Raw genomic sequence first — 18,361 nt, forward strand, 5'->3', positions numbered from 1 at the left:
GCGCAACGGGGGCAGAGGCCGGCTACCCGGCATGCGGCCGCCGGGAATGATCAGGTGACCGGGGCCCGCCCTCGCAAGGCCCGGTCGCTCATTCGATCCCCTGTCTCCGCGCTGCGGCGAGCAGGGCATCGGCGTCACCGAACAGATCGCTGGCAAAGACCCGTACGCCGTCGCTGCTCGTAGCGACGACCCGCGTGCCGCCGCCGTCGAAATGCACAGACCCGACGCTGTCGCCGGGGCCTCGGAGAACAGCGACAGGCTGCCCGGTCGAGACACGCCAGACCCGCGCGGTGCGATCCCCTCCCGCGGTGACGACGAACTCACCATTCGGGCTGAACTCCGCCGCCCAGACCTCGCCGGTGTGGCCGCGCAGCTCATGCAACTCCCGGCCGGTGCGCGCGTCCCAGATTCGGGCGGTGTCGTCCTGGGCGGCGGTCACGAGGGCCCTGCCGTCCGGGCTGAACGACATGGCGCGGATGGCCTGAGTATGGCCTTTGAACGTCGCCCGGAGCCGCCCGCTGGGGACGTCGTAGAGGCGGCCGTCGGTGTTCCGCGAGTTGTTCTCGAGGTCGGAGCCGCCGCCGACGGCGAGCGCTGCGGAGTCGGGGCTGAACACCATGGTGAAGGCCTTGTCCGCCAGGGTCAGCCGCCGCAGTTCGGCGCCGGTGCCGGTGTCGAAGACCCTCAAGACCCCGTCGGTGGTCGCCAGTGCCAGGTAGCGGTCGTCGGGACTGAAGGCCACGGACGTCACCCACGTGGTGAGTGGCATCCGCAGGGTCACCGCCGTGCGTCGGCCCGTCAGTCCGCGTATCTGCGGTGCCGCAGGCCGGGGACGCAACACCAGAGTTCTGCTGACATCGCGGTTGCACGCATCGAGGCTGTAGAAGTTCTCCTCGGCGGTGATGCTCGGTCCCCAGCGGCCCGTGCCCCGGTCGTAGGACGTGACGAAGCCGTTGGCGTCGATGCCGACGCGTCTCCCGTCAGGAGCGACGCGCAGCAGCGGCCCATGCGTTCCGGGCAGCCTCAATGACGACACCGTGCGCCCATCGCTCAGCCGGACGATGCGCGCCTCTCGGTCCGCGACGACTGCGAGCAGGCCACCGCCGAGCACACCGGCGTCGGAGGCGTTGAGGAGCGGCACCGTCAGTTGCGGCTCGCCCGCCCCGGCGTCCCAGACGCGGACGGTCCCGTCCTGGCCCGCCGTCGCCACGGTGCGGCCCGCCGAATCCGACACAGCGTCCCAGAGGGTCTGGCCGTGGCCGATGAGACTCTCCCTCTGCTCACCGGTGCGCGCCTCCCAGATCCGGGCCGTGCCGTCGTAGGAGGCGGTGAGCACCCGGACGCCGTCAAGGAAGGTCACTCGCCGGATCGCAGCGGTGTGCCCCCGCAGTGTCGCCACCGGACGTCCGTCATCGGCCGCCCACACGCGAGCGGTGAAATCGGAATCCACCCGCGTGGCGTGCGCGGCCGTGGCGACCAGGGAGCCGTCGGGGCTGAAGGCCACGCTCCGCACCGCCTCACGGTGACCGGCGAGCGAGGCGATCCGCCGTCCGCTCCGCACGTCCCAGAGCTTGGCCGTGTCGTCGAAACCGCCGGTCACCAGGCGTGTTCCGTCAGGGCTGAAGGTGGCCGCCGCCACCGCCGCACCGTGGTCGAGGGCGGCCACCTGCGTTCCAGACCGCACCGTGCGAACGACCGCCTGGTCATCGGTGCGGGTGACGAACAGGCCGCGTCGGCGGCTGAAGTGGGGCGCGTCCAGATAGGCGGCACTGTCCCGGAAGCTCCCGAGAAGACGCCCCGTACGGCCGTCCCAGAGCCGGGCGGTCTCGTCATCGGAGGTCGTCAGGACCCGGGATCCGTCCGGGTTGAACTCCGCGGTCCGCACCGGCCCGGCAGTGTGTCCGCGGAGCTCGATCGCGGCGCCGGTCCGGACGTCGACCAGGACCACTCCGCCGCCGTCGCCGATCACGAGTCGCCGGCCGACCGGTGCGAAGCCCAGTGCCGTGACGGCCGAAGGCCTGGTGAGCAACCGCCTGCCCTGACCGCGCTCTCCCGGCCGCCAGAGGCGCACCTCGCCGCCTTCTGAGCCGGCCGCGACCTCGGATCCGTCCGACGAGATCGCGACGGCCGACATCGCCCCCCTGGCACTGCGCAGGGCGGCGCGCTGATGGTTCAGGCCCAGCCCGGTCCGCAATGCCTCCACGGCCTCGGCGGTCTTGTAGCGCCGCACCGCTCGCACAGCTAGTTCCGATCCCGCATGGGGGTCCGAAGAGTAGGTGTTGGTCGCGCGCATGGCCAGTTCCCGCGATTCGGCGATGGCCGCACGGCGCTCCGCCGTGTTCCGCTGATGCACGGCGACTATGGCGGCCGTGACCGCGAAGGCGGTGATGACGGCGAGGACGGCCACCGTTCCGGTGACGATCTGGCGGACCCGGCGATGCTGCCGCACGTCCTCGCCGAACATCTCGTCCTTGCTACGGCCGTGCAGCGGCGCGGCTACGTCGACGACCGCATCGACGAAACGGGGCGAGGCGCGAAGTTCCTCGATACCGATACCGCGCAGGTCGCCCCACGAGGGCTCCTCACGGAACAGACCGTAGGCGGCGGGAGGAAGGCAATCGGTCCGGCCGGGGGCGAAGTCGCCGCGCACCGGATCCCACCCGATCCGGCCCTCGACGACGAGGAGGAAGACCGTCCCCGACGGCTTCGCCGTCCGCCAGAACCTGACCTCCTCGTCGACCCACTCGGACGCCGCCGCCGCGGGCGACGCGAGCAGGATGAGCGAACGGCTCAGGCGCAGACCATCGTGCAGGGTCTCGCGCAGCCGCGGCCCGGTCGTGAGCACGGCACGATCACGAAAGATCCGCAATGCCCGCAGCCGGTACCAGGATTTCGCGAAACGCGCGAGAGCACGCTGGAACTCGGCGGCGATCGCCTCGTCCCCCCGTGCGTACGAGATAAAGGCGTCGAATCCGACTTTCTCGGAGTGACGTGCCGGTCTCTCATGAAGCGTCATGCACAGGCCTCCATACCGATGCCGCCCGCGCATGACGTTCACCGCAGAAGACAAGCGCATCACCGCAAGCTCTGACTGTGAATAGGCTAGCCAGCCGGACTTGGACATAACGGACCTGGATCTTGGCCACACATGGCCGCATTCGCACCGCGCCCAGCCACGCGGAAGTTTCCGCGACAGAATGCCGAGCCGCCGAACGTCAGGCCACTACCGGTCGCGTGACGCCGAGAGGTCGCACGGACACCTGTCAGTGGGCATACCGTCGGTTGACGATGCTGGCCGGAAGAACGACGACGCCGACTGCAGGACCAGATGACGTTCTATCGCGAGAACATTACCGGGACATCCGGCGCGCCGCGCCGTTACGACTACGACGCCTTCCTCTCCTACAACCAAGAAGCCGATCAATGGCTCGCTCTGCTGCTCAAGCAAGGCCTGCACCGCTTCACCGCACCGTGGTACGGACGGCGCGCCCTGCACGTATTCCTCGACGACACGTCGATGTCGGCGACCGCGAACATGAGGGCCGAGATCCGTCCTGCTCTCGACAGATCCCGCTTCTTCATTCTGCTGGCCGGCCCGGAATCCGCCGCATCGCCATGGGTGGACTGGGAGCTGAAGAACTTCCTGGAAACCCATGGAATCGAGCGCGTGCTGATCGTCGTCACCGCGGGCGGGATTGCGTGGGACGCGGATTCGTCACGCTTCGCCGCTGACCGAACGAACTGCCTGAGCCCTTTCCTGCAGGAGAAGTACACCGGCGAGCCCCGGTACCTGGACCTTCGAGGCATCCGTGCGGCCGGCACGCCGACGACATGGCGGGCGCCGCAGCTGCTCGAGTGCGTCGCCGACCTCGCTGCCCCTCTGCACGGCAGGCCCAAAGAGGAACTCCACAGCGCGGACCTGCGCGCCCGACGCCGGGCTTTCAGGCTCGTCCTGGCAGCCGTCGCCGTCATCGTGTGCCTGCTCGCCGTCACCGTCGTCGCGCTCGCGAACGTCGACGAGGAAAGGCGGCGGGCCGACGCGCAGGCGCGCCTCAAGACGGCCCAGGAACTGACCGAGCGTGCCGACCAGATCGCCGATCACAACCCCGAACTGTCACAACTGCTCAGTGTGGCCGCCTGGCGGACGGCTCCATCCGACGGCTCCCGCGCGGGAATGATCCGCGCGATGGACCGGCGCGGCGTGGGCGTGTTGCCGGCCGACATGCTGAAAGGCGCTCTGAAGGGCCTTCCCAACTCACTGTGGTCGGGTGCTTTCAGCACGGACGGGCGGGTCTTCGCCTCCAGCGGCATCGACATGACGGTCCGTTTGTGGGACGTGCGCAGCCACCGCCAGCTCGAGAGGCCGCTGCGCGAGGACACCCAGATCGATTCCGTGGCGTTCAGCCCGGACGGCCGGACTCTGGCCACAGGTGACGCCGACGGACGCATCCGGCTGTGGTCCTGGCATGAGCGGCGGCTGGTGAGCACCTTCCCTCGGCTTGACGGCACGATGGTGAGCGGTCTCGCGTTCGACGCCGACGGCGAAACCTTGTTCAGCACCAGCGGCGGCACTGTCCGGAAGTGGTCCGTGAACGACCGCGAGCAGATCGCCGAGTACCCGGCGCACAGGGCGGCTACCGGAAGCTTTCACCCGTCGGGTCCCCACACCATGGCTGTCAGCGCCAACGGGCGTGTCCTGGTCACCGTGGACCAGGACACCAGGGCCCGTATTTCGGACACCTCAGCCGGCGGCGGGCCGCGCGGGCTCCCAGGGAGTGGGTACTCCTCCGCCGCTGTTTCGCCCAATGGCACGATCGTCGCCACGGGGAGCGCCGACGGCACCGTCCAGTTGTGGGATGCCTCGACCCAGCGCCTGCTGGGGGGTGTGGCCGCTCACAAGAAGGGGGTCACCGGTGTGGTGTTCAGCCCCAACGGCCGAACGATGGCGAGCGCGAGCGCCGACGGCACCGCGCAACTGTGGGACGTGGCGACGCGACGTCCGGTCGAGTCACCGCTTGCCGGACACAGCCGGGACATCCGCGCGGTGGCCGTCTCTCCGGACGGGCGGCTTCTGGCTACCGTCTGCGGCGATGGCACCGTCCGCCTCTGGGACGCTTCGCTCCACCGTCCATTGGCGCAGCCGTACATGGCGCACGGCCACCGCGCGATCTCGTTTGTCGACCATGCGCGGGTGCTGGTCACGAGCGACAGCAGGGGGACCGTGCAAACGCGGGACGTGGCGTCGGGCCGGCTACTGGGCTCGGTGCGCACCGCCACTCGCAAGGCTCCCGGTTTCGCGCTGACCAGTCCGGACGGCGGCGTTCTGGCCATCGCGAGCGGGGGCGCGCTCCAGTTGTGGGACGCCCGGACCTTCGCCCTGCGCGGAACGGTGTTCGACCGGGACGTCCCCGTCATCGTGGACGCCGCGTTCAGCCCCGGTGGGAGGTACCTCGCCGTCGCCGTTCGAGACGGTTCGCTTCTCATCTGGGACGTCGGTGCGCGAAGACCCACCGGCCCAGCGTCGATCAACGGGGACTTCGGTGTCATCACCGGCGTCGCGTACAGCCCGGACGGCCGCGTCCTTGCTCTCAGCAGCGACGATTCCACCGTCCGGCTGTGGGATCCGCGCACGCGAGAAATCGTGGGCAAGCCCTTCGCCGGTCATGTGCAGCGCGCCTACTCCGTTGCCTTCGACGCGACCGGCAGGATGCTTGCCGCCGGCGGGCAGGACGGGAAGGTGCGTCTGTGGAGCACCGATCAGCATCGTTCGGTGAACGCGGAACTGACGGGGCCGGTCGCGCACGTCTATACGGTCAGGTTCAGCCCGGACGGCCGAACCTTGGTGGCCGCCGGCATCGACGGCGCCGCCTGGCTGTGGGACGCCGCCAGCCAGAGCCTCATCGGTGCGCCGCTGCCCACGGCGTCCGCCCCCGCCGGCGACCTGCAGTTCAGTTCCGACGGCCGCCGGCTCACGACGATCGACCGAAAGGGCGTTCCGACGATCTGGGACGTGCGCGACACAGTCGACCAAGAGGCCCAACTGTGCGCCCGCGCCGGTCGTTCCCTCACTAAGAAGGAATGGCGGCAATATGCATCCGGGTTGCCCTTCAGGGAGCTGTGCCCATGAAGCTTCGCAGGGCGGTGTGATCGGCCCTCAGACCGGACGGCGGCTCTCCCGACACGGCCGCCGGCCGCCCAGGCGCGCTCCGAGACTGATCTCGTTTGCTCGTGGATCCGTGCACCACCCGCCTCCCGGAACACGAGAAACCGCCCATACCCGCTCTCGACCGATGGCGGCCACCTGGTGTCGGTTAAGGGAGACCGGTGGTTACATTGTGGAACGAGAAGGGCGACGACGGAACTCGTTATAATGATCATCGCATTCACTGCCCGTCACATCGCTCAAGCCGCGTTTCCCCCCGGGGCCAGGCAGCATGCGCTGGACTCCCTGCAACTCATCTTCCGTGGGCTGCATCCCCGCCTTGCCATCGGCCCGGCCCTCGCGGGTGCCGATCCGCTGCCGGCAGAAGCGGCCGTCCGTGCCGACGTCCCCGTCCAGTTGCTCACGCCGGCCGCCGGGAGCGGACCGGCCGGCCCGAAGGACGTGCCGAAGCCCTTTTACGACCTCGCTACCGCCAGGCGAACCGAGGTCGTCCGGATATCGGCCGCCTTCTCGGACGACGCGGAGCCCACCCTCCTCGCACGTCCGATACTGAAGAAGGCCCACGACTCCCTCGACGAAGAGGAAGAATTAGTGGTCCTCGACGTGGGATCCGCGAATGATGACGAAAATGATCCCGCCGCGCTTCTGGCCAAGCTCGCCGAGCTGAACGGCCATCTCGTGCTGCGCCTGGATCCGACCGTGGCGAAGCACAGGCTCCCGGTCGCCTTCGTTGCCATGCCTTACGGGAGCAGGACAGAGGCCGCGCCGCCCATGAAGGGCTACGAGTCCGATGAGACATGGTTTCGCATTATCGTGCCGGCCCTCGTCGACCGCGGATACCGACCTTTCCGCGCTGGATACGAACTCGGCCGGGAGTCCATCGACCTCACGATGCTGAGAGAGATCGCGACCTCCGACCTGTTCGTGGCGGATCTCGCGACGCTCAATGCCAACGTGCTGTGGGAGCTGGGCGTCCGGCACGCCTGGCGTCCCCATGGCAGCCTGCTCGTCGCCCCGGAGGGCACTCTCCCCCCGTTCGACGTCGATCACATGCCGGTGCACCGGTACCGCCGCAGGCTTCGCGAGGTTCCGGAGCGGGACGCGATCATGGGCATCCGCACCGTGCGCGAAGCTCTGGCCAGGTCACGCCCGGGCGACCTGACCAGCCCGGTCTTCGTGGCCTTACCAGGACTGCGCGAGGTCGTCCTGCCCAAGAGGGCAGAGGAGCGCGAAGTGGCGTCCGCGGAGGCCATGGCGGATCTCGTCGAGGAGATCTCGATCGCGTCCGACCTACGTGCCGAGGACCGGCTGGCCGCGGTGTCCGACCGCATCGAGGAGACAGACCTTCCGGACGCGAGTCGACGCACCTTGCACCGGCAGGTAGGCCTCGCCTACCTCACTCTCGGCAACTACGAGAAGGCAGCCGCTTCGCTCGAGCCGCTGGCGAGCGCGGACACGGATCTCACGGACATCATCCTGCAGCAGCGATTCGCGCTCACGCTGATCCATCGCGTTGCCGCCGACGAGGCCGAACGTCTGCAGAACCTGCTGCGGGCCGTGAAGCTGCTCACCACGCTCGACGAGCGGTACCCGCAGTCCGCGGAAACGCTCAGCCTCCTGGGCAGCGCCGCCAAGCAGACCCTGCAGGCGGGCGGGTCCATGGAATCCCACATGGAGAAGGCGATCAGCGCCTACCGGAAAGGCCTGATGGCCGATCCGGCGAACTACTACCCCGGCATCAACCTGATCGCCCTGTTACGCCTGCGCGGGCAGCACTTCGGCAGCGCGGAGGATCTCGAGGAGGTCAAGGAGATCGTTCCCGTCGTCCGGTTCGCCGTGAAGAACAGCTCGGAGGCGCCGGACAGCGGCTGGCTCCGGGCGACGCTCGGCGAACTCGCGCTGCACCGCCACCTCCTCGCAGAGGAACCAGAACAGGACCTCCTCACCGAAGCGATCGGGCACTACGCGGCGGCCGCCCGCGGCGCCAACGGCGAGCAGCGCAAGTCCATGCGCCGCCAACTCGAGTTCTTCCGCAGGGCGGGCGACCCGCCCGAGGTGATCGACCGACTGCTCGCACTCGTCCCGGAGGCCGACGCTTGACCGCTCACCCGCCCGCGCTGCCCGACAGCGCGTTCCCCGCCCTCTACCGGTCCGCCGACCGCCTGTCGCTCCAGGGCCAGAGGGCCTTCCTCCGCGCCACCAAGACCCGCCTCGTCCTCGCGGTCGTCGCCGCGGTCTCCGCTGCGTTCAGCCTCCGGATCGGGGGCGGCCCCGTGGACGTGATGGCGATCGCCGGAGCGGTGGCCTTCGCCGCGGTCGCCTGCTTGGAGCTCTACCTGGCGTTCCGGCGGCCTGAAGCGCAGTGGTACGACGGCCGGGCGGTCGCCGAGTCGGCGAAGACCCTGGCATGGCGCTACGCGGTCGGGGCCTCCCCCTTCAGAATCGGCGCCGCGAGCGCCGAGGAGGACGTCCGCGCCTACTACCGCGACCAGCTCGCCGAACTCCTCCACGACGCGCCGAGCACGAGCATCGCCGCCACCACCGAAGCCGCCGTGAGCGAGCAGCTCCAGGCCATGCGGTCCCGGCCCTTCCACGAGCGCAGGGAGGCCTACCTGGCCGGGCGCATCGAAGATCAGCGCAATTGGTACGCGAGCAAGTCCGAGTACAACAGGCGGCGAGCCGGCCTCTGGCGCATCGTTCTGGTCACCGCCGAGGGTTCGGGGATCCTCACCGCCGTCCTGCGCGCGTTCGACGTGTTCTCCGTAGACCTCGCCGGCATCTGCGCCGCTCTCGTCGGCTCCGCCGCCGCGTGGCTGGCGGTCAAGCAGCACGCCTCCCTCGAACGCGCCTACGCCTTCGCGGCGAACGAGCTGGCCATCACACACTCCCGGCTGAGCGACGTCCAGGAGGAAGCGGTGTGGGCCGCCGAGGTCTCCGACGCCGAGGAGGCCATCAGCCGCGAGCACACGATGTGGCGCGCCAGCCGCTCCACCGACCCCGGCTGATCCGAGGCCGATGAATCGGACGCAGGCCCTGATGCGGGGACGCGATCTGGGGTGGCTCTAGCCCCGAGGGTCGACGCGGACGACGCGGTGGCCGCGGCGGGCGGCGATGTCCGCCATGTCCTCGCTGTGGTCACGCCCCGGCCGGCGGCCCGCACTGACGATCACGACGGTGAGTCCCTCTCCATCGCGCCGAGCCTCCTCGGCATGGGCGAGGATGCGGCGCACCATTTCTCCGAACCCGTCGTCGTCGGTGCCGAGGCCGGGTTGCTCGATCACTTCGCTTCGCGGCGCGGCGGTGAGGACGTGGTAACGATCCGTCCATTCGGCTCCCTTGTCCGCCACGGACGCGGCGACGAATTCGTCGGTGTCGGAGGTGACGAGAAGTTCGACAGCGGCCCCGGCCCTCAGGGCGGACGCGGCGGCGAGGAGGTCGGTGCCGGCGGCGGCCGAGCCGACGGCGAGCCGAGGCTGCAGGTCGGCGAGTAGGCCGTCGAGGCGTTCCTCGACAGCGGGCAGGCAGTCGGCCGGCAGTTGCCCCTGGGACTCCGACGGACGGCGCCCTCCGTACACGACGATCACGGCGTACCCACTTCCGGTGCCGCCGGGCTTTTTGCCCGGCTTCAAACTGTACGGCCAACGGCACGACCACGCTTGCCCGGTGGGGATACGGTTTGGGCGCCGTGAGGCGTAATCCATCACCTGGTGTCGCGTGTATGAACTCTGCTGACGGTGGGTTGCGGCGTGTAGGACTTCGCCAGCGGCTTGGTCCCGATACGAGCGGACGCGCTGGTCGGCGACATCGATGTAACTGCCGATGGCGGCAATCAGGTCGGGGACGAGGGTGAGGGCGCCGCGGCGGACGGCCTGGCGGATATTGACCCCGAGTGCTTGTGGTGAGACCTCTTCTATCGGGGCTGCCAGCCGTTTTCCAGGCGCTGCCTGCTTGTCCGCCCGCACAGTCCTGCCTGAGGCGGACCGTATTCGTTGGGAAATACGGCCAGGTTCTGGAACCCGCTCCCCTTCCCGCCACGCGTCGCGTTCGAATAATGATCAATATGCTCGCCCGACAGTACGGATACGCCGTCACCCCCCGGCCTGCCGCCGAGGTAGCCCCACGCCTGGTTCTTCTCCCAGTGATGCGATCTCCGGCCTGAAGGCCGCCCACGGCGCGGCAGGTGGCCCAGAGCTCGGATGATCCATCGGACAGGCTCATATCAAGAGCATGGTTGGCCTTCGCGCCTCTGTGTGCGGCGTCGGTCAGAGCGCTGGTTCTGCGGTCGGCGTGCGGTCGGGAGATGGCCGACCGCGTCGATGCGTTTGGTCGGCCTGCCTCAGCTCGCTCCGCAGCGCGGCGAGTGACACGGCTCCGACGAGGACGGTCCCGTCCGGAAACCGGAAGACCGGCACTCGCGGGCCAGTCGCGCGAGCGGACCGCACAGGTTCCGCGCGGGGCCGCTCGCCCTCGCTCTCACCGTTCCATCTGACGCCGATCGCGGACGCCAAGCCTCGCAGCACGTTCGCGTCACCGATGTCCATACCGTCACTGAAGTAGGCGCGGTAAAGGCGCGCGGCCATGTCCTCGGCGACGCCCTGCGCGGCCGCCAGCGCGATGAGCCGGTGCGCGTGGGCGGTGTGGGCGGGCACGATCCGGTCGAGGTCCACCACCAGGCCGTCGACCGCCGCTGCCCGTGCGATCTGCTCGACCCGTACGGCGGGGACGAGTTGGATAGGGCCGGAGCCCGGCGACGTTCCCGCTGACGAGCCCGACGTCTGGTACGGCCTGAAGACGACTTCCAGTTCGCCGCCACCCGCCCGGTGCTCCTCGGCGGCCCGCTGGAAGCGGGCGTAGCCGAGCGCCGACCACACGCAGGCGATGTCGTGGGTGAACTCAACTTTCATGGGTCGTCCTTCTGAGACGGCACGGATCGTTCCGTGTCGCCTCAGCATGCCCGGCGGCGGGACTCTCGTCAATACGGAACGTTCCGTGCCGCCTGAGGGCTATGCTGTCCGCATGTCACCCAGACGTCCCGAGCGCCGAAGTGAAGAGGCCGCCAACGCCGTCATCAAGGCCGCGATGGACCTGTGCCAGGAGGTCGGGTACCGGAAACTCAGCATCGAGGGCATCGCCGCCCGCGCCGGCGTCGGCAAGAACACCATCTACCGCTGGTGGCCGTCCAAGGCCGCCGTGCTGCTGGACGGCCTGCTGTCCACATGGAAGATGGACGCGACCTTCCCCGATACCGGTGACTTCATCGCCGACATCAAGGCACAGATGGCGGCGGCCTCTCGCATCCTCGGAGACCCGGACGTCTTTCCGCATTACCGCGCACTGATCGGCGAAGCCCAACACGACCCCGACCTCCATCGGGCCCTTTGGGACAACTTCATCGGTCACCTGGCGGGCGCCGCCGCCGAACGCATAAGGACGGCGCAGCGCGAAGGCCAGATCCGCTCCGACGCCGACCCGGTCCTCGTCACCGAGCTGCTCTACGGCGCCGCCTACTACCGCCGGCTGCTCACCCCGCGCATAGCCGACACCGACCACATCAACGCCATAGTCGACCTCGCGTTCACCGGGCTCGCCCCATCGGCCGACAAAGCCACCCGGTAGCAGGCCCACCGGTTCCCGCCGCCCCTGCGCTGCCGAAACCACCTCCATCTGAGGACGGCGGTGCACAGCGCGGTCTCCATGGCGAGTCGCTGATGCGGCAGGAACGGTCGGTCGGCGCGCCGGACTCGTTCCTCATCACGCACAGCGCGAACCACCGGTGACCATCAGCTCAGCTCACGGATCCACGGGTCCAGGAGCGCGACCGCGCCGTCCCGCGCACCGCCGCCGACGGGGTTGCCGTAGTGGTCCGCGGCGATGCCGGCGACATGCTTGTCCGAGCTGCCGATGGCCGCGACGATGCCTTCGAAGTCGCTCGGGAAGACGCAGTTGTCGGCGGTGTAGGTGACGAGCAGGGTCGGCAGGACCATCTCCAGACCGGCCTTCTCGATCGTCGCGTTGGACGACAGCGCGGACCAGGTCGACAGCCATGCGTCAGGGGTGGCGAGCCGACCGAACCCGGTGATGCCGTAGTTCGTCTTTTCCGGGTCGGCGCCGTAGACCGAACCGTAGGCGCGGTCGGACTTGTCCAGGCTCTGATCCATCGCGCGCAGGTCGGCGTCCGTGCGCCACACCGTGATCAGCCGTGCGGTGCCCGCGCGTCTGCGGTCCTCGGCGGTTCCGTCCCCGCGCTTGACCGCCGCGCGGGCGGCCGCGGCGTCCGCGACGCATGCCCGTGCCTTCTCGTCGATCCGGGCGATCCGCGCCAACTGGGCCGCGCGGTAGCGGGTCACGAACTCCGGGGTGTAGGCCGAGCTCTCCGGGGCCGGCCGGTACCCGTTCTCCTCGGCGAAGGGATCGAGCGCGGGGTCGACGGAGAACGCGTCCTCCTCGTCGGTGACCGACGGGTCGATGCACCGCGCGAGGAGAGGGCCCTGTCCTGGATGCGGGGCGAGGTAGGCCAACGCGTCTAGTTCGGGCAGGACCGCCTTGTCGAGCGCGCTGGGCCGTCCGGCCGGGGTCCTGGCGACCCGGTTCTCCGGCGCACGCAGCGACTGCTGAACGTAGTAGGTCAGGAGTCCGCCGCCCCCGGAGTTGCCGAGCCCGACCGTTCGCCGGAAGCCCACGCCGTGGAGCCATGCCAGGCCGGCGGCCAGATCCAGCAACGTCTGCTCATGGATCAGGCGCAGGTCGTTGCCCGCGTCCCGGGCCTGCTGGGCGAACACCGCGTGACCGGCCTCGATCAGCGCCGGGATCAGGTAATGGCGGGAGAAGTCCACCCGCGGGTGCATCAGTACGACGACGGTCGTTTCACGCGGCTCGCGACCCGTCGGCGTGTACAGCGTGCCCTTCGCCGCGTTGCCGTCGGCCGTCACGGCGGTCCGTTGGAGGATGCCGGTGCCCGTGGGCAGGGAGGCCGGATGCCAGTCGACGTTGAGACCCGGATTCTTCCTGGTCGCGGCGGCCATCAGACGGCACCCAGCGTCGCGTCGCGATTGAGCAGCCGCCCCGCGCCCGGCAGGTCGACCGGGAGACCCAGTTCCTCGAGCAGGGTGAACGCGCCCGCGGTCGCGGCGGAGAGCACGGGAAGCCCGAACTCGTCCTCGGCGGCCTGGACGAGCGGCAGCGATGGCATCTGCACGCACGCCGAGATGATCAGTGCGTCCGCTCGGCTCAGATCCAGCGAGCGCGCCGCGCCGAGCACCCTGTCGCCCGGGATGCAGCCGACCTCGGTGTTGTCTCCGACCTCCAGTGCCCGCCAGTCGGCGACCGTGACGCCTTCCGCCTCAAGGTAGGCGACGACCTGTTCCGCGACCGGCCGGAGGTACGGCATCACCACGGCGACCCGGGTCGCGCCGGTGGCCCGCAGCGCGTGGACGAGGGCACCGGCACTGGACGTGACCCGCGGGGCGAGGCCGCGTTCGGCGAGCTGATCCCGCACCGCTTGTTCGGCCGTGATGTGCTCGGCGATGCCGTCCGTGTGTCCCTGCGCCATCAGTGCGACGAGGCAGGCGTACAGAATCGCGTCGACACCAGCGTCGCCGATCTCATCGACGCAGCGGCCGCGCTGGGCGTTCATCGCGCGGAGCTCCTCCGGCGACACCGTGTGCATCCGCATCCGGGTCGAGTGGAAGGAGAACGTCGCGTCGCGGTGCCGCTGGAGCAGCGCCGGCATCTCGGTCTCCACGGTGATGTTCGAACTGGGCACCACCAGCCCGATCCGGTAGTGGGCCCTCTGGCCCGCGGCCGTCGGTCTGCTCATCGTTGCTCCTCACCCCTCAGACGTTCGAACTGATTCGGCCGCGGCTTCAGCCAGGGACGACGCGCAGGGCGTTCTTGTCGTGCTGGACGATCCGGGCGCCCTGCAGGCCGGCGATGGCCGAGTACCACACCGCGTGCCGGCAGCCGGTCGCGCGCCGGTCGATGACGATCTCGCCGGTCGTGCTGCTGTGTCCGGCCCCGAGAGGCTCGTCGCCCGAATCGCCGGGGCGCTCCCCCGTGGCGGAGATGCGGAAGTAGGGGCCGACCTCGTCCACGGCCAGCAGCGGGTCCTGCCCGGCCACCTCGATCACGCCGCGGTTCTCCGGGACGTCGAGGACGAACATGGCGGTCACGGCGATACCGTCTCGGTTTCGGGCGCAGGCGTCCGGGCGCGCTCCCATGCCTCGGCACGCTCCACGATCAGCTCCGCCTTGCGGGTGAGCAGCTTCTCCAGCGTGGGCTCGGGACCTGACGCCACCTCGCAGAGCGCGTCGACCGTGAGCGCGGCGTCCAGGTCCTCCTGCGGCGTGACCGGACGCAGCGCCCGGGTCAGCTCGATCATGTAGCCGTTCGGATCGTGGGTGTAGATCGATTCGATCGTCTCGTGCATGACCTGCATCTCGCAGGGCCACTCGCTCTCGTCCAGGCGGCGCCGGTATTCGAGCAGGTCCTCTTCGGAGTCGACGTGGATCGCGAGGTGCCGGGAGTTGGCGAAGAACTCCGGCGTTCCCTCGGGGAGCCGGGCCCAGGCGTCGCCGCGGGCATCCGGGTCGCCGGCCGGTTCGTGACCGAAGTAGTAGAAGAAGGCGATCCGGTCGTCGTTGCCGATGTCGAAGAAGAAGTGGATGAAGTCGGGGTGCCGGTCGGGTCCCCAGCCCGCCGCGCAGATCGAGTGCACTACCGGGAACTTCAGCACATCCCGGTAGAACCGCACGGTCGCGGCCGGGTCGAAGGTCGGGAACGCGGCGTGGTCGACGCCCCGCGCCCGGTGCTCATCCTTGATCATCTCAACTCCGCATCTGTTCGGGTTCGCGGCGCGGGTCCCAGGTCGCGCCGTCCTTGTCGTCGCCGGGTCTCACGTTCGTGCCGTGGTGACGCACGCGAGGTCCGTGCGGCCGGAGGCGATGCCTGCGGCCAGGTCGTCCGTGCAGGACGGCGGGCCGTCGACCACCACGAGCGCACCGGTCTCGTTGCGCAGTCGTTCGCCGATCTCGAGCCTGGTCAGAAGGTGGCCGCAGTCCTGCGGTCCGGTCAGCCAGCAGCCCTGCCAGCCCTTCTGCACGAGATCGTGCGCCCGTTTGACGAGCGCGTCGCCGTGCTCGTCCCACGGATCGGTGAGGGCGATCTCCATACGGGCGAGGTCGGCGCCGCTGGTCGGCCCGCCGTCACCCGGCACGGCGGAGAGGGTCTCGCGGGAGCCGGCGTCGAGCAGCCGGGAGTCCCAGCGGCGAGCGCCGTGCGCGAACGGTCGCGCGAGCACCCAGTCGACGACTCCGTCGAGGGGGACACCGCTCGGGTCGACGCCCGCGAACTGGGCGAGCCCGCGGCGGACGACCTCGGGGTTCGTCCCGGCGAAGCGCTGGAGCGCGACGTTGCCGGTGCGGGTCATGTAGGCGACCATCAACTGGTCGACCGGAAGATGCATGCGGTGAGGGAACGAGTCCCACCACAGCCTGCTGCGCCGGGCGAGTTCCTGCAGCCGCTCCACCTGCGGGCGGCGGGCCCGCTCGTAGGCGGCCAGCGCGGTCGGCAGGTCCGGTGCCCCGGTGACGGCGTCCCGCAGGGCGATGGCGTCCTCCATCGCGAGCTTGGTGCCGGAGCCGACGGAGTAGTGCGCGGTGTGCGCGGCGTCGCCGAGGAGCACGGCGTTGCCGTGCGTCCACCGCTCGCAGTGGACCGTGCGGAAGCGCAGCCAGCGGGTCCGGTTGCCGATCAGCCGATGCCCGCCGAGGTGCTCGGCGAACGTGTCGGCGAGGTAGTCCAGGGCCGCGGTGTCCGACTCCTCGGGAGGGGTCGCCTCGGACGTGGCGTCGAAGCCGGCCGCGCGCCAGGTCTCCTCGTCGGTCTCGATGAGGAAGGTGCTGCGGTCGGGCGAGTACGGGTAGGCGTGGGTGACGAAGGTCCCGTGGGCCGTCGTCGCCGGAGCGAAGATCGCCGTGTCGAGCGCGAAGTCCGCGCCGGCCCACAGGTACAGCCCGCCGGCGACGTCGACGTGCGCGCCGAACTCGGCGGCGAGTCCGGTGCGGGTCTGGCTGCTCACCCCGTCCGCCACGATCACCAGTTCCGCGTCGAGATCCGCGAGGGACGCCCGGGACCCGTACCGGATGTCGACACCCGCGGCTTCGGCGTGCCGGCTGAGGATCGCCAGCAGTTCCGGCCGGGCGATGCCGATGAGCGCCCCGTTGTGCACCCGCGCGGCCCTGCCGCCGACCAGCATGCGCATGTCGTGCGGCCGCCCCGCGGCGATGATGTCGGCCTGCGTCACCGGATCGGCGGCCTCCAGGTTGCGCTGCGTCCGCGCGGCGACGGCGACGCCGAACCCGAAGGTCCGCTCCGGCCTGCTCTGCTCGTGGACGGTGACGGTCGCCCCGGGATTCGCGAGCTTGAACAACCGGGCCGCGTAGAGGCCGCCGGGGCCGCCGCCGAGGACCGCGATGCTGTCGAGCCTCATGTGGGAGCGTTCTCCTTCTCGATCTTGCGTTCTATGTCGGCCCGGAGGTCCTTCTTGGACACCTTGCCGACGTGGGTCAGCGGGAACGCGTCGACGATCTCGAGGCGCTCCGGCAGCTTGAACCTCGCGAGGCCCTGGTCGAGCAGGAAGGAGTTGACGGTGCGGAGGGTGGGCGCCTCGGTACCGGCCTTCGGGACCACGTACGCGCAGATCCGCTCGCCCAGGACCCGGTCCGGCATCGCCACCAGGGCCGCGCCGTCCACCGCCGGATGGCGGCCGAGCAGTTCCTCGACCTCCTCGGCGTGGATCTTCTCCGCGCCGCGGTTGATGACGTCCTTGATGCGGCCGTCGATCGAGTAGAAGTCCCTGCCGCCGACCACGTGCCGGGTGACCAGGTCGCCGGTCCGGTAGAAGCCGTCCGAGGTGAAGGCGGAGGAGTTGTGCGCGGCCGCGCGGTGGTAGCCGGGGATCGTGTACGGCCCGCGGCAGGCGAGTTCGCCGAGCTCCCCGTCCGGCACCTCCTCCTCGGAGGCGATGTCGAGCACGCGCACCTCGTCGGCGGAGCAGATGCGCGTTCCCACCGTGCCGCGCCGCACCCACTCCGGCGAGTCCGGCGGCGTGTACAGGAACATCCCCTCGGCCATGCCGAACATCTGCTGCGTCGGAACGCCGAGTTCGGTCTCCAGGCGCTCGACCAGGTCCGCGGAGGGACGCTGCCCGCCGAGGACGAACCGGGTGAGGCTGCTCAGGTCCAGCTCGCGGGCGGCGGGATGCTCCAGCACCCGGATCGCCACCGCCGGCGGGACGACCGGCATCGTGGTGACCCGCTCGCGCGCGATCAGCTCCAGCACCGGACCGGCGTCAGCGGCCGGCGCGAGCACGAAGACGCCGCCCACGAGGTGGGCCGGTTGCAGGGCGGCGGCGGTGCCGGCGTTGTGCATGATCGGTAGCGGATGCAGGACCACGGCGTTCTCGTCGAGCCCCAGCGCCTCGGCCCACAACCTGGAGTTGCAGGCGTATTCGGCGTGCCGCCGGGGAGCCACCTTCGGCAGGCCCGTCGTCCCGCCGGAGAGCTGGAAGGCGACGATCCCGTCCGGGTCGATCTCCAGCGAGCGCAGCCGCGCACCGGCGTCCGCCGCCGACCCGGCGTCGAGGACGTCGTCGAACGAGAGCGCGCCGGGAGGCGCCTCACCGCGGGCGACGATCAGTGTGTCGAGGACGGGGACGGCCCTTCCGAGGCGGCCGCCCAGCCCCACCAGGTCCCGGTTGCGGAAGTCCGCCTGGACGATGTGGCCACGGGCCCCAGTGTGCTCCGCGAGCTGACCGATCTCACGCTCGCCGTGCTGGGGAAGGGTGCAGACGGGGATGATCCCGGCCTTGATGGCGCCGTAGTACGCGACGACGGTCTCGGCGACGTTGCCGAGCTGGAACATCATCCGGTCACCGGGACGCAGTGTGGTCGCGGCGAGGAGCCCCGCCGCGAAAGCGTCGCTGCGCTCGTCGAGCTCGCGGTGGGTCCACCTGATCTCGGTGGTGACCAGGGCGAGGTGCTCGGGACGGCGGGCCATGGCGCGCCGCAGCACGTCCCCGAGCGGCTCGCGCCGCCACAGGCCCTCGCGGACGTAGGCATCGGTCCGGTCGGGCGGGAAGTGCGGCGATGGAAGGGCGGCCTCATCGGCCACGGCTGCCTCCTCTGAACATAAACGTAGGAT

At 70.1% G+C, this 18,361-nt stretch carries 13 protein-coding genes; 4 read left to right on the forward strand and 9 right to left on the reverse strand.

Features of this window, described 5'->3' with window-relative positions; translation table 11 throughout:
• Positions 1-88: 88 nt before the first annotated feature.
• Entirely contained in the window at positions 89-3,124 is a 3,036-nt protein-coding gene (locus K4S16_RS00935; protein WP_149256895.1) for a WD40 repeat domain-containing protein, read from the reverse strand.
• A 204-nt stretch (positions 3,125-3,328) separates the two neighbouring features.
• Between K4S16_RS00935 and K4S16_RS00940 the strand changes: the two genes are divergently transcribed.
• From K4S16_RS00940 to K4S16_RS00950, 3 genes are all read left to right on the forward strand, one after another.
• Positions 3,329-6,127 (forward strand): TIR domain-containing protein, encoded by a 2,799-nt coding sequence (locus tag K4S16_RS00940; protein WP_149256896.1) that lies wholly within the window; start codon positions 3,329-3,331, stop codon positions 6,125-6,127.
• 243 nt (positions 6,128-6,370) lie between these two features.
• Entirely contained in the window at positions 6,371-8,263 is a 1,893-nt protein-coding gene (locus tag K4S16_RS00945) for a TRAFs-binding domain-containing protein (protein WP_149256897.1), read from the forward strand.
• Positions 8,260-9,168 carry a DUF4231 domain-containing protein gene (locus K4S16_RS00950; RefSeq protein ID WP_160160828.1) on the forward strand — a complete coding sequence of 303 codons (909 nt, stop codon included), beginning with the start codon at positions 8,260-8,262 and terminating at the stop codon, positions 9,166-9,168. The genes K4S16_RS00945 and K4S16_RS00950 overlap by 4 nt, the downstream gene beginning before the upstream one ends.
• A gap of 57 nt (positions 9,169-9,225) precedes the next feature.
• On the opposite strand, the gene K4S16_RS00955 is transcribed toward K4S16_RS00950, so the two are convergent.
• The gene (locus K4S16_RS00955) at positions 9,226-10,125 is read right to left on the reverse strand and encodes a hypothetical protein (RefSeq protein ID WP_149256898.1); all 900 of its coding nucleotides are present in this window, start codon (positions 10,123-10,125) and stop codon (positions 9,226-9,228) included.
• Positions 10,126-10,425: 300 nt separating this feature from the next.
• Positions 10,426-11,067 (reverse strand): DsbA family protein, encoded by a 642-nt coding sequence (locus K4S16_RS00960; RefSeq protein ID WP_160160829.1) that lies wholly within the window; start codon positions 11,065-11,067, stop codon positions 10,426-10,428.
• A gap of 112 nt (positions 11,068-11,179) precedes the next feature.
• Here K4S16_RS00960 and K4S16_RS00965 point away from each other — a divergent pair, with 112 nt between their 5' ends.
• Positions 11,180-11,779 carry a TetR/AcrR family transcriptional regulator gene (locus K4S16_RS00965; RefSeq protein WP_149256900.1) on the forward strand — a complete coding sequence of 200 codons (600 nt, stop codon included), beginning with the start codon at positions 11,180-11,182 and terminating at the stop codon, positions 11,777-11,779.
• A 164-nt stretch (positions 11,780-11,943) separates the two neighbouring features.
• Here K4S16_RS00965 and K4S16_RS00970 read toward each other — a convergent pair whose 3' ends face one another.
• The 6 genes from K4S16_RS00970 to K4S16_RS00995 all read right to left on the reverse strand — a co-directional run bounded on the left by K4S16_RS00970 (position 11,944) and on the right by K4S16_RS00995 (position 18,331).
• Positions 11,944-13,185: an alpha/beta hydrolase gene (locus K4S16_RS00970; RefSeq protein ID WP_149256901.1), complete on the reverse strand. Its 1,242-nt coding sequence runs from the start codon at positions 13,183-13,185 to the stop codon at positions 11,944-11,946.
• Positions 13,185-13,979 carry a maleate cis-trans isomerase gene (locus tag K4S16_RS00975; RefSeq protein ID WP_149256902.1) on the reverse strand — a complete coding sequence of 265 codons (795 nt, stop codon included), beginning with the start codon at positions 13,977-13,979 and terminating at the stop codon, positions 13,185-13,187. Before K4S16_RS00975 ends, K4S16_RS00970 begins: the two co-directional genes overlap by 1 nt.
• A 46-nt stretch (positions 13,980-14,025) precedes the next feature.
• A complete protein-coding gene (locus tag K4S16_RS00980) occupies positions 14,026-14,331 on the reverse strand; it encodes a hypothetical protein (RefSeq protein ID WP_149256903.1) in 306 nt (101 codons plus the stop codon).
• Complete coding sequence (locus tag K4S16_RS00985) at positions 14,328-14,984, reverse strand: VOC family protein (RefSeq protein WP_149256904.1); 657 nt, start codon at positions 14,982-14,984, stop codon at positions 14,328-14,330. The genes K4S16_RS00980 and K4S16_RS00985 overlap by 4 nt, the downstream gene beginning before the upstream one ends.
• A 69-nt stretch (positions 14,985-15,053) precedes the next feature.
• Positions 15,054-16,649, reverse strand: coding sequence for an FAD-dependent monooxygenase (locus tag K4S16_RS00990; RefSeq protein ID WP_149256905.1), 1,596 nt, complete (start codon positions 16,647-16,649; stop codon positions 15,054-15,056).
• Positions 16,646-18,331 (reverse strand): (2,3-dihydroxybenzoyl)adenylate synthase, encoded by a 1,686-nt coding sequence (locus K4S16_RS00995; protein ID WP_200841622.1) that lies wholly within the window; start codon positions 18,329-18,331, stop codon positions 16,646-16,648. The genes K4S16_RS00990 and K4S16_RS00995 overlap by 4 nt, the downstream gene beginning before the upstream one ends.
• Positions 18,332-18,361: the final 30 nt, after the last annotated feature.

Origin of the sequence: Actinomadura sp. K4S16 (assembly GCF_008327685.1) — a bacterium.
In the GTDB taxonomy this organism is placed as follows: domain Bacteria; phylum Actinomycetota; class Actinomycetes; order Streptosporangiales; family Streptosporangiaceae; genus Spirillospora.

What these genes read in the sequence shown, in the direction of transcription:
- K4S16_RS00935 (WP_149256895.1), bottom strand. Translation starts at nt 3,124, where the DNA reads ATGTCCAAGTCCGGCTGGCTAGCCTATTCACAGTCAGAGCTTGCGGTG.
- K4S16_RS00940 (WP_149256896.1), top strand. Translation starts at nt 3,329, where the DNA reads ATGACGTTCTATCGCGAGAACATTACCGGGACATCCGGCGCGCCGCGC.
- K4S16_RS00945 (WP_149256897.1), top strand. Translation starts at nt 6,371, where the DNA reads ATGATCATCGCATTCACTGCCCGTCACATCGCTCAAGCCGCGTTTCCC.
- K4S16_RS00960 (WP_160160829.1), bottom strand. Translation starts at nt 11,067, where the DNA reads ATGAAAGTTGAGTTCACCCACGACATCGCCTGCGTGTGGTCGGCGCTC.
- K4S16_RS00965 (WP_149256900.1), top strand. Translation starts at nt 11,180, where the DNA reads ATGTCACCCAGACGTCCCGAGCGCCGAAGTGAAGAGGCCGCCAACGCC.
- K4S16_RS00970 (WP_149256901.1), bottom strand. Translation starts at nt 13,185, where the DNA reads ATGGCCGCCGCGACCAGGAAGAATCCGGGTCTCAACGTCGACTGGCAT.
- K4S16_RS00975 (WP_149256902.1), bottom strand. Translation starts at nt 13,979, where the DNA reads ATGAGCAGACCGACGGCCGCGGGCCAGAGGGCCCACTACCGGATCGGG.
- K4S16_RS00985 (WP_149256904.1), bottom strand. Translation starts at nt 14,984, where the DNA reads ATGATCAAGGATGAGCACCGGGCGCGGGGCGTCGACCACGCCGCGTTC.
- K4S16_RS00990 (WP_149256905.1), bottom strand. Translation starts at nt 16,649, where the DNA reads ATGAGGCTCGACAGCATCGCGGTCCTCGGCGGCGGCCCCGGCGGCCTC.